The organism is Legionella donaldsonii (assembly GCF_900452385.1).
GTDB classification, from domain to species: Bacteria; Pseudomonadota; Gammaproteobacteria; order Legionellales; family Legionellaceae; genus Tatlockia; species Tatlockia donaldsonii.
This window is the reverse complement of the sequence record NZ_UGOA01000001.1, coordinates 2,570,880-2,581,046: the sequence shown is the minus strand read 5'-3', so window position 1 is coordinate 2,581,046 and position 10,167 is coordinate 2,570,880. Positions and strand designations below refer to the sequence as shown.

Sequence of the window (10,167 nt, the reverse complement as noted above, 5' to 3'; positions counted from 1 at the left end):
TATCTTTTTCATCCTGTTAGCTCTAAAAGAAATTGACAAGCTTCAGTCCGTCGCTAAAAATGAAGAAAATCATTTACTAACCAGGGTTATGGAATATAAAGACTATTACCAGATAATGGGACTTGAACGTAGTGCCAGCCAAGAAGATATTAAACGCGTTTATCGAAAGCTTGCGCGCAAATACCATCCTGATGTCAGCAAAGAAGCTGATGCTGAAGCCAAGTTTAAAGAATTGGGTGAGGCTTATAGTGTTTTGAGCGATCCGGAGAAACGCGCTAAATACGATCAGTATGGCCAATACTGGAAAGAGCAACAACAGGGACAAGCCTATAGGCCGCAATCAGATCAGGGTGGGTATTATCATTTTAACGAAGGCAATACCGCTGACTTTGAGGATTTTATCAACAGCATTTTTCGTGAACGTCAGCAGCAGCAACAGGCTTCCTATTATGATCAGGGGCGTGATGTGCATGCCAAATTAACAATTAGTCTTGAAGATAGTTTTAATGGCGCTGAAAAAACGCTGCAATTACAAATGCCAGTGATGAATAATCAAGGATTCATGGATTATCAACTACGAGCGATTAAAGTAAAAATCCCTCCAGGTATTGGTAATAAACAGCAGATACGATTAAAAGGTCAAGGCGGCAAAGGAGCTGGCCAGCAAGCGGGTGATTTATACATTGAAATTCATATTGCCCCTCATCCCTGGTTTCACTTACAGAAAAAAGATATTCATTTACAAGTCCCTGTTACGCCCTGGGAAGCAGCACTCGGCGCTTCAATCAAAGTTCCGACACTGGCCGGGCCGGTCAATTTAAAAATTCCTAAATTAGCGCAAGCCGGAAAACAAATGCGTCTTAAGGGAAGAGGCTTGCCGGGTAATCCTCCAGGGGATCAATATGTCATTCTACAAATAGTTATTCCTGACGAAGAGAATGAACAGTTGACCAGCCTATATCAGCAAATGGCAGGGACTACAAAATTTAATCCACGAGAAAAATTGGGAGTTAGTAATGACTGAGTCTAGAAAAGCACCCACTGAAACTTGTGAAGAATGGTTTTACTTGTCTTTGCATGAAATTACTTCTTCTTTGGGAGTACCCAGAGAAATAATTATGGAAATTATCGATGAAGGCATTATTAGTATCCATAAAAATGAAAACGATGAATGGCAATTTGATAATGAAGCATTGCGTTGCATTCGTACTGTATTACAATTAAACAGAGATTTAGGTATTAATGTCGCTGGTGCAGGGCTTGCACTTGAATTACTCAAAGAAATAGATCATTTACGCACGCTTCTTGCTAATAAAGAAGGGCTATTTGGAAAAAATTAAAACAACTCATGTGATCTTGGAGCATGAATAACAATAAAAAAGGGGAAATGATGAGAAAATATTATCAAGGTATGTTAATTGCTCTGGGTTTTTCACTCTTAACCGGTTGTCAAATGTTTAGTGGAGGAAATTTGTTCCAGCCACGGCTTTCTGATGAATCATTGACTGCATCGGTCAATACAGCCTTCATAAACACGCCTGAACTTGCTCCAGTTCGTATTCATGTGGAAGCACATAATGGTATTGTATTACTAAGTGGTTATGTGAAGACCATTCGCCAAAGTGATACAGCAGGAGATGTAGCGAGTAAAGTCAATGGCGTTAAAGGTGTGGAAAATAATTTGATTGTGCGAAAATAAATATTAATGAGCTGGTAGCTGCCGCCAGTACGGGAAAGGCAAACCGTTTTTTACGGTGGCAGCTGTCCAGCAAAACGAGTTAGGAACCTTAACTGCCAAAGGTAAAAGTATAGATAGCAAGCCCGGGTTCAGTCGCTGTTATTTGTAAAAGACCGTCGGCAAAATGAGGTAAAACGACCAGTTCATAAATAGAATGTTTGTTGACGTTAATGCTGCTGTTTATAACATCTTTACCTTTCTCTGTCGTGATCATTCGACCATCTAGAAGCAGTTTCACCTGAATGGGTTTTGAGGACGTATTCCCCATTACTACAAAAACTTTACGGGCATTAAATTGAATTTTTATAGCTGCATTGGCTTGCATGGAAATAATTTTATCAGGCATCACCTGCCACAGTCCTTGTAAGCCCCAGCTATTAGAGGGGAATTGTTCTGGGAAGCTATACTGTGCGGGTTTATCATGAATTAATGGGTAGGGGCTGGCATTCCTGTCTGCGCGTGCATAACCTAAATACGTTTCTGGTGTCTCAGCGAGTGATGGATGATCGGTGCTGGCCTCAGTAGGCATGGCAAGCCCGCCGATCCCCAATAGAAATCGGATGTTGTTTTCAGTGATCTCATAGTCCCCTTCACCCAAATGTTTATAGACAACATCCCCTTCTTTATTAATTAAATAATGAGCAGGCCAATAATGATTATTAAAATTGCGCCAGGTTACAAATTGATTGTCGAGGGCGACCGGGTATTGAATGCCGTTACGTTTCACCGCATTGTTAACATTGTCCAGATTTTTTTCAAAATCAAATTCAGGACTATGTACACCGATAATAACCAAGCCTTTATCGTGATAGTTGTCATACCAGTTTTTAAGATAAGGGAGGGTACGGACACAATTAATACAAGAGTATGTCCAAAAATCAACGAGAATGACTTTGCCTTTTAGATTGGTCAATTGCAAAGGAACTGAGTTTATCCAGGCTTCTATACTGCTTATTTCAGGTGCTTTATAAGGAAGCCATAAACCATTTTGCAATGTCGTAGCGGTTTGAATACTTGTCTTGGCTGTTGTTGTGGAAGTGGCCTCTCCTCGTTCTTGATAAATCATATAGGCAACACTTGCAATAATGATTAGTCCTAGAATTTTGCGGAAAAGAGATGTTCTTGTTTTGAAAAAAGTGAATTTATCCATAATGGTTATGCCATAAAGCGCGATGATTAGCATCGGTATGGCGGCCCCCAGGCTAAAAGCCAGGAGACTGAGAAAGCTGATGATAGTTGTTTGCTGGATCACTGTTTGGACGATAATTGCTGCAAGGATAGGGCCTGCACAGGGTGTCCAGATAATTGCGACCAAAGCGCCAAAGAAAAAACCACTTATCAGTCCGCCTTGTGGATTGGTTGCGGCAGAGAAGCCTGAGCTTACTCCAACCAAGCGCTGCGTCAGATGGCTAAATTTTTCTGTGAGATAAGTTGAAAGCATAATAATGCCTAATAACAGTAGTATGCCGTAAGAAAAATGACGAATGATATTGAGATCGATGCCCGAGTATTGAACCAATTGACGTGAAAAAAATGCGAAGAGGGTAAATGTTATAACAAAACCTATAATAATACCCATCGGACGTTTCTTGCTGCCCGCGAAAGAACCGGCAAGAATAATAGGCAAAATAGGCAGAATACAAGGTGAAATAATTAAGGCGAAGCCTTCAAAAAAGGCTAGGATAATGTCCAGAAAATCAAGTTGCATAGAAAAGCCTTAGCGCGGCATGATGCGGGCTCAAATTGTTTATTACGGGGTACTCTCTTAATTGAGTTTTATTTCTGCCAATAAACCTGATTGTATCCAACCTTTTAATAATGAGGCAGCTCGCATGCCTACCTCTTGTTCCTCTACCCATTCACAGAGCCCTGCACATAATTCACCGAAACTCAGTCCTTGGATTAGGGCATCAAGAGCCCAGGCTTCGTCCTCGGCTAAGGAATAAAACCGAATGGTATACTCATTACGCCAAACAACCCATGGCAATGGGTTACTATTCATTACCAGCTCTTTCTCAGTGAAGGGTTGTTCATTTGCCAGAGCTTGCCAGAGCGAGACAACATTCCAGAAAAAATTGAGGCGGTGTAGCGATGGATGAGTAAGAAACTGCATAGTAGGCCAAGATTCTGGCGGTAGGGTAGCCATGTCTTCAATACGGATTAGCCTGGTATCCGCGGCATCAAAGGCTAGTGCCATATGCCATTCAAATTGGGCAAGTTCGGCTAGATAAGGATAATTAGTATTGTTGTCACCTGCTAAATACTCAGCAAATTTATCACCAAACCAACGAATTGAACGATAACAGGAGGGGTGACTATGGATATAGTTCTCGCCTATTTTCTGGAAGGCATCGTCACCCAGGTGGTGTTTGAGAATAGGGTAATTAGTAGCCAATGCTTCAAGAAGGCGGAGACGATAAGCCTCTCCATAAATAGCCAGACGCTTAGCTGCAGGTACTTTATTGCTGGTTACAATGGCTGTTTGAATATCGCTTGGGTTCTTGAGTAAGTAGTTTTGTAAGCTATCTTGTAAGTGATGTAAATCAGTCATATTGCTAACTCTTTGATGGAAAGGTTGTTTGCAATGTTTCTAGCTTGATTTAATTCAACTAATAAATCCGACAGGGGAGGAATATTGTCATCCCGCTCTATCATCGTTGAAACCGGTCCCAAACGTTCAATAGCCTTGGCATATAAATCCCACACAGGTTTGACTATTGGGGCATCATGAGTATCAATAATGTAATCACCATGGTCGGAATGGCCGGCAAGATGAATCTGGGCTACGCGTCGGGGTGGTATGCCATTAATGTACTCAAGGGCATTAAAATGGTGATTGACTGAACTGACATAGATGTTATTGACATCACATAAAATATAACAATCGGCGCGATTGGAAATTTCTGTAATGAATTCCCATTCCGTGAGGTCTGATTGGAGAAAGGTGAGGTAGCTGGAAACATTCTCAATAAGAATTTGCCGACCTAAATAATCTTGTATTTCAATAATGCGAGAAGCAAGGTGATTAATGGCTTCCTCAGTATAGGGCAGGGGTAATAAATCGTGCATGTTTAGCCCATGAATGCCTGTCCAGCATAAATGATCGGAAATCCAAACCGGTTCAATACGTTCAGCCAGTAATTTTACTTCTTTGAGATAAGTTTTATCGAGCGGATCGGTGCTGCCAAGAGATAATGATACGCCATGCATCACAAGAGGGTAATCCTGGCGAATTTTATCCAAATAATAGAGTGGCTTACCGCCGGGTATTAAATAGTTCTCAGTAATGATCTCAAGCCAATCCAGAGACGGTTTTTGTTGTAGTATTTCTTCATAATGCTCAGGACGTAACCCTAAACCAAACCCGAGGTAGGGCATTTTTTGCGGCTCTTTGAGAATAGAATTCATAAGGACTTATTGATAAAAACCAGGCATGCTTTTGCATGCCTGGTAATAATTAATTATTGTTGGGTTGTAGAGCTGCCAGCATCTGTTGTGCCACCAGCTTTTTGGCACGCATCTTGGGTCATCATAGTAACACCTTGACCTTTACAGGCGTTTTGACCTTTACAAGAATTGTTAGCAGTTTTGCAAGCGCTTTGGCCTTTACAAGCATTAACGCCTTTGCACTGAACCATAGGAGCATCAGAAGCAGATGATGCAAAGACAGGCGCTACGGAGAATATAGCTGCTGCGCCGAATGCTAATGCAGTACCAGTTACTTTTTTCATAAAAATTCCTTTTTAATCAATGGATAATATATTATTATAAGCGATTAAGCTGTGCCTTAATAATCCCACTTTCAGCACTCAATAGTGTAGATAGTAAAAATTAATACTGTCAAGTAAATCGGGCGATTTTAAATAGATAATTGTTGATGTACAGTCAATAAAATTTAGCTTTTAACCTTGGCTAAGTCAGACCAACGGGTTGTGTAGGCTGGTGATCTTAATTCCGATTTCATAGCCCACGTTTTTGAATAACCTTCTGCAGCCAGTTTAATAGAATGGCGACCGTATTTGTGATTAATCGCCTCAAGTACCGTCATAATTTGCTCTGTTTTTTCGAATTTCTTTTGCGGCTGGTGGAAAATATCCAGTTGCAGATGCGCTTTGCTTATGAGTTCCTCTAAGCAAATGCCCACTTTTTTATATTGAAAACCCGCTTTGTATATTTGACGTAACCCTTCTTTACCATAATGGGTAATTAAGCGTAAATCATCCGTTGGCATCTCCAGTTTTATAGTGATAGATTGATGATATTGGGCTAAATCGGCACGAAAACGGTTTGTTTTTACAAAGATGGATAGCGATTTCACTAGCAAATGCTGTCGGCGTAATTTCTCACAGGCAATGGCGCAATGGCTGCTAATTGCTTGAGCAAGATGCTGGAAGTCAGTTTGCATGCTGCCAAAGGAACGTGAAGAAAGAATAGAGTGCCTGGGTTCAACTTCTTCCAGGCTTAAACAAGAAATTCCCTGCAATTCCATTGCGGTTCGCATCAGGATGACATTGTATTGTTTTCTGAGCAAATGGACATTTGTACTCGCCAGGTCATAGGCAGTATGAATCCCTCGCTGTATTAGCTTTTTCTGCCATTGTCGCCCAATGCCCCAAACTTCCCCAACATTAATTTTCTTAAGCCAATCTTGTGGTCTGCTGATATTAAAAACTGCAATTTTGAGTTCTGTCTTACAAAGATGATTGGCTATTTTTGCTAGCGTTTTTGTACTACCGATACCTATAGAAGTAGGAATTCCGGTGTATTGCAAAATGCGTTTTTGAAGGGTGATGCAGAAGTTATCATGGAGAGAAGATGGCATCGTGCTTAAATCTAAAAATGCTTCATCAATAGAGTAAATTTCCATATCTTGCCAAAATTCTTCAATGACAGACATGACTCGTTGTGACAGATCTCTATAGAGCGTGTAATTGGAGGAAAAAACATGAACTTTATGCTGTTTACAAAATCCTTTGACTTTAAAGTAAGGTTCTCCCATTTTGATTCCTAACGCTTTGGCTTCGTTCGAACGTGAGATAATTGCCCCATCGTTATTGGAGAGAATAACGATAGGTTTGTTATGCAAGTCGGGCCTGAAGAGACGCTCGCAGGAGGCATAAAAATTATTACAGTCAATCAGAGCATACATATTAACCTGCTTGGTGTATAACGTGAGTCACTACACCCCAGATGACAAGCTCTTGCTCGTTAGTGATATCAATCGCTGGATAGCCCTCATTTTCAGGTAGCAACTGGATTCGATTAGCCAGACGTGAAAGCCGTTTAACGGTTAACTCCCCGTCAATAGCAGCAATCACAATTTTTCCATGAGTTGCTTCCAAACTTTTATCAACGATCAACAAATCACCGGATTGAATACCGGCATTTTGCATCGAATCTCCTGACGCAATGACAAAAAAAGTTGCCGCTGGATGTTTAATCAAATGACTGTTTAAATCGAGAAAAGAGTCAATGTGGTCATCTGCCGGAGAGGGGAAGCCTGCTCGCACAGTGCTTGAATAAAGAGGCAGGGCGCAGCTTGCATTACCGGCTTCAAGAAATTGTCTAACGCCATTGATCCGTGAAAGAGGAATACGTACCGCTTTTGTGGGTTCACCCCAAATATTGGAACCTTTGGGTCGCCCGGCTCCCGCCCGCTTACCGCCCTGTGCCATCGTCATTTTTCTCATGTTGATTAGTGTACATTAATCAAATGATAGATTTAAAACCGCGTTCTGTAAATGAGCAAAGAGGCAATTGTCTGGCAATCTCCCTAAAATTTTTTCCTATTTTAATCGGCACCCCGCTTAAACTGACCCTGGTTTCTCCCCACCTCGCTTACGATAACCATTATTTTTCAATTTTTGAAGGATGAACAGCGCCGTATTAGGCTAATACGGCACAGTGTTTAGTCTTTATAGGCTGCTAGCGCTGCCTTGACCTGTGGGCGTTGTGCAATCATTTGATACCATTGCATTAAATGAGGGAATTGTTTGGCATCAATGGTTGCTTGATAGAAGGTCTCATAGCAATAAAGCCAGGGCCAGATAGCCATATCAGCGATAGTATATTCAGTACCACTAATATAAGCATGTTGTACTAATTCCTTATCCATGACGGCCATTAAACGTAAAACCTCATCAGCATAACGCTTTTTAGCATAGGGCACCTGTTCTGGTGCATAACGGTGAAAATGGCCATATTGACCAAACATAGGCCCTATATGTCCTACCTGGAAATAACACCATTTGAGTACATTAAATCGATGTTTAAGATCTTTAGGCAAAAATTGTTGATGTTTATCTGCCAGATATTCAAGAATGGCGACGCTCTCAAATAAATAAAAATCGTTTTCTTGATCGTAGATCACCGGGATTTTATTATTAGGGGAGATTTTCAAAAATTCAGGTTTGAACTGTTCACCTTCGCTGATATTGATTCGCTTGATGTCATAGGGGACCTTTAACTCTTCAAGCATAATGGTTGGTTTTATTCCATTAGGGGTGCCCGCTGAGTACAGTGTGTACATAGTTCTATCCTTAGTTAGTTAAATTATTGAGTGTAAATTTTTTGTCTCTCTTAAGTATAAATCCAGGCTAAATAATTAGCTTATCCTGGATAGACTTTGTCATTAGGCTTTTTCTAAACTCGCTGAGGAGAGTGAATTGCGAGAAGACGCGAAGCAGAGAACCGGAGTGTACAACGCCAGTACATGAGGATAAAGCACCGCATCGACAAAGCAAGTCACTTTCCCAGTAGCGTTTGGTTAAATGGCATGAGGTTGAATCCAACCCATACTAAACGCCAGAAAGAGAAATAAGAATAACAGTAATGATAAAGCAATACGCCAGGTTAACGCTTTGACAGTTCGTTTTGTTTTACCCTCATCACGCACTAAAAAAACGAGCCCGCTGCCTAAAGCGACTAAAATAATCAGCATGACAATAAGGATGATAGCTTTGGTGAACATTTGTTATACTCCGCAATGGCTTGGTCTTTATTAAGGGCTGTTTACATTTCTACTATCTTGACGCTTATGGTTTGGTTTTCTGCGCTATGCTCCGCTGCGATGCTCGAAAATCAAGCCATAAACACTCAAGCGAGCGACATGTATGCAACTCCCCAAACCTTCCAAATTTTAATTGAGTTCTTAAGAAGAAATAAACGATGGTCAGTTTAACCTGTTTTAATCGCCGTTTCACGCCTGATTGGCGAATGACGGTTTTAGCTTTGCTAGCAATATTGCTTTTTGCCCGTCTTGGCTTTTGGCAATTGGCGCGGGCAGAAGAGAAAAAGCAAATGCTCGCTGCAGAAGCAGCGCTTGCCAGCCAAAGTCCCACGCTCTGGCAACCAGGCATGATAGAGCCGCGGCAATATCAACCAGTAAGCATAAAAGGTCGTTATCTACCGGATATCTTATTGCTGGATAATCAGCATTATCAGCACCACTTCGGTTATAATGTGCTTACTCTGTTTAAACTTGATTCTGGTAACCTTATTTTAATCGATCGGGGCTGGATTCAAGGGGATGTAACGCGACGAACCTTGCCGCAGGTCAAGACTCCTACAAGTCCTGCGCATTTGACAGGCCGTGTCTATTATCCTGTAGGGAAAAATTGGGTATTAGGGCCTTCTGTAGAAAAAAAAGGCAAAATAACCATTATTGAACAATTGAACACAAAATTAATAGGTCGATTTTTGCATAAATCAGTCTATCCGTTTATCATTCGCCTCGATAAATCAGAAGCTGATGGCTATGTGCGAGAATGGGCGGTGGTAGCAATGCCTCCTGAACGACATTATGCCTATGCTCTGCAATGGTTTGTCATTGCCTTTGTTGTTTTAATTTTATTTGTTGCCTTAAATTTGAAGAAAACCTATGAAGATGAATAAGCGTAATTATATGGTTTTGGTACTGCTGGCGTTGATATTTATGACGCCAGGGATAACGGCTTATTTATATTATAGGCATCCGCAATGGCTAGGGACCACAACGACAAATAAGGGTGAATTATTGCAACCAGCGGTTCTTGTACCCGCAATGAGTAGTAATAATAAATGGCGTCTCTTATTGTGGAGTCCTGGTGATTGTGGGGTAACTTGTCTTAATCAACTCGATAAACTCGCACGTATTCGTCTGGCTCTGGGGCGGCGTTTATACGGAGTAGAACAGTGGTTGATTCTTGCAGACAATACCAAAGCATTACCAGAGTCTTTAAGGAATTCTTTTAAGGAACAAGACATTCACTTCTTACGTCTGTCTCAAGAGCAACGACAATCCTTGGCAATTTTGAAACCTGAGGCACGTGTGTTTATAGCAAATCCTGATAATTATTTGGTGTTATCCTATGCATTGACTGCTAGTTCTCAGGATATATTCCATGATCTTAAACAGTTATTAAGTACAGCAGAAAAGAGTGGTTAAACGC

General features: G+C 41.0%; 13 protein-coding genes. 5 read left to right on the top strand and 8 right to left on the bottom strand.

All coding sequences use genetic code 11. The features are described 5' to 3' along the window. Positions 1–88 precede the first annotated feature (88 nt). The 3 genes from DYC89_RS11745 to DYC89_RS11735 are packed head-to-tail and all read left to right on the top strand — an operon-like array spanning position 89 to position 1,699. Positions 89–1,024: a DnaJ C-terminal domain-containing protein gene (locus DYC89_RS11745; RefSeq protein WP_115221951.1), complete on the top strand. Its 936-nt coding sequence runs from the start codon at positions 89–91 to the stop codon at positions 1,022–1,024. Beyond that, complete coding sequence (locus DYC89_RS11740; RefSeq protein ID WP_115221950.1) at positions 1,017–1,340, top strand: chaperone modulator CbpM; 324 nt, start codon at positions 1,017–1,019, stop codon at positions 1,338–1,340. The genes DYC89_RS11745 and DYC89_RS11740 overlap by 8 nt, the downstream gene beginning before the upstream one ends. A gap of 23 nt (positions 1,341–1,363) precedes the next feature. Then, the gene (locus DYC89_RS11735; RefSeq protein WP_115221949.1) at positions 1,364–1,699 is read left to right on the top strand and encodes a BON domain-containing protein; all 336 of its coding nucleotides are present in this window, start codon (positions 1,364–1,366) and stop codon (positions 1,697–1,699) included. A gap of 88 nt (positions 1,700–1,787) precedes the next feature. On the opposite strand, the gene DYC89_RS11730 is transcribed toward DYC89_RS11735, so the two are convergent. The 8 genes from DYC89_RS11730 to DYC89_RS11695 all read right to left on the bottom strand — a co-directional run bounded on the left by DYC89_RS11730 (position 1,788) and on the right by DYC89_RS11695 (position 8,708). Next, the gene (locus DYC89_RS11730) at positions 1,788–3,446 is read right to left on the bottom strand and encodes a cytochrome c biogenesis protein CcdA (RefSeq protein ID WP_115221948.1); all 1,659 of its coding nucleotides are present in this window, start codon (positions 3,444–3,446) and stop codon (positions 1,788–1,790) included. Between the two features lie 57 nt (positions 3,447–3,503). Then, complete coding sequence (locus DYC89_RS11725; RefSeq protein ID WP_115221947.1) at positions 3,504–4,289, bottom strand: DNA-binding domain-containing protein; 786 nt, start codon at positions 4,287–4,289, stop codon at positions 3,504–3,506. Further along, a complete protein-coding gene (locus tag DYC89_RS11720) occupies positions 4,286–5,146 on the bottom strand; it encodes a DUF692 domain-containing protein (protein WP_115221946.1) in 861 nt (286 codons plus the stop codon). The genes DYC89_RS11725 and DYC89_RS11720 overlap by 4 nt, the downstream gene beginning before the upstream one ends. A 53-nt stretch (positions 5,147–5,199) precedes the next feature. Next, on the bottom strand, positions 5,200–5,469 hold the full coding sequence (locus DYC89_RS11715; protein WP_115221945.1) for a hypothetical protein: 270 nt from the start codon (positions 5,467–5,469) through the stop codon (positions 5,200–5,202). Positions 5,470–5,633: 164 nt separating this feature from the next. Further along, positions 5,634–6,887 carry a Y-family DNA polymerase gene (locus DYC89_RS11710; RefSeq protein WP_115221944.1) on the bottom strand — a complete coding sequence of 418 codons (1,254 nt, stop codon included), beginning with the start codon at positions 6,885–6,887 and terminating at the stop codon, positions 5,634–5,636. 1 nt (position 6,888) lies between these two features. Further along, positions 6,889–7,413 carry a LexA family protein gene (locus DYC89_RS11705; RefSeq protein WP_115222745.1) on the bottom strand — a complete coding sequence of 175 codons (525 nt, stop codon included), beginning with the start codon at positions 7,411–7,413 and terminating at the stop codon, positions 6,889–6,891. A gap of 233 nt (positions 7,414–7,646) precedes the next feature. Next, positions 7,647–8,267: a glutathione S-transferase N-terminal domain-containing protein gene (locus tag DYC89_RS11700; protein WP_115221943.1), complete on the bottom strand. Its 621-nt coding sequence runs from the start codon at positions 8,265–8,267 to the stop codon at positions 7,647–7,649. A gap of 237 nt (positions 8,268–8,504) precedes the next feature. Further along, positions 8,505–8,708, bottom strand: coding sequence for a twin transmembrane helix small protein (locus DYC89_RS11695; protein WP_058447043.1), 204 nt, complete (start codon positions 8,706–8,708; stop codon positions 8,505–8,507). Positions 8,709–8,905: 197 nt separating this feature from the next. On the opposite strand from DYC89_RS11695, the gene DYC89_RS11685 reads away from it, so the two are divergent. Beyond that, on the top strand, positions 8,906–9,631 hold the full coding sequence (locus DYC89_RS11685) for an SURF1 family protein (protein WP_115221941.1): 726 nt from the start codon (positions 8,906–8,908) through the stop codon (positions 9,629–9,631). Then, entirely contained in the window at positions 9,618–10,163 is a 546-nt protein-coding gene (locus DYC89_RS11680; protein ID WP_115221940.1) for a hypothetical protein, read from the top strand. Before DYC89_RS11685 ends, DYC89_RS11680 begins: the two co-directional genes overlap by 14 nt. The last annotated feature ends 4 nt before the right edge of the window (positions 10,164–10,167 follow it).

Coding starts and splice junctions, on each gene's coding strand:
- DYC89_RS11745 (WP_115221951.1), top strand. CDS start 89: ATGGAATATAAAGACTATTACCAGATAATGGGACTTGAACGTAGTGCC.
- DYC89_RS11740 (WP_115221950.1), top strand. CDS start 1,017: ATGACTGAGTCTAGAAAAGCACCCACTGAAACTTGTGAAGAATGGTTT.
- DYC89_RS11735 (WP_115221949.1), top strand. CDS start 1,364: ATGAATAACAATAAAAAAGGGGAAATGATGAGAAAATATTATCAAGGT.
- DYC89_RS11730 (WP_115221948.1), bottom strand. CDS start 3,446: ATGCAACTTGATTTTCTGGACATTATCCTAGCCTTTTTTGAAGGCTTC.
- DYC89_RS11725 (WP_115221947.1), bottom strand. CDS start 4,289: ATGACTGATTTACATCACTTACAAGATAGCTTACAAAACTACTTACTC.
- DYC89_RS11720 (WP_115221946.1), bottom strand. CDS start 5,146: ATGAATTCTATTCTCAAAGAGCCGCAAAAAATGCCCTACCTCGGGTTT.
- DYC89_RS11715 (WP_115221945.1), bottom strand. CDS start 5,469: ATGAAAAAAGTAACTGGTACTGCATTAGCATTCGGCGCAGCAGCTATA.
- DYC89_RS11710 (WP_115221944.1), bottom strand. CDS start 6,887: ATGTATGCTCTGATTGACTGTAATAATTTTTATGCCTCCTGCGAGCGT.
- DYC89_RS11705 (WP_115222745.1), bottom strand. CDS start 7,413: ATGGCACAGGGCGGTAAGCGGGCGGGAGCCGGGCGACCCAAAGGTTCC.
- DYC89_RS11700 (WP_115221943.1), bottom strand. CDS start 8,267: ATGTACACACTGTACTCAGCGGGCACCCCTAATGGAATAAAACCAACC.
- DYC89_RS11695 (WP_058447043.1), bottom strand. CDS start 8,708: ATGTTCACCAAAGCTATCATCCTTATTGTCATGCTGATTATTTTAGTC.
- DYC89_RS11685 (WP_115221941.1), top strand. CDS start 8,906: ATGGTCAGTTTAACCTGTTTTAATCGCCGTTTCACGCCTGATTGGCGA.
- DYC89_RS11680 (WP_115221940.1), top strand. CDS start 9,618: ATGAAGATGAATAAGCGTAATTATATGGTTTTGGTACTGCTGGCGTTG.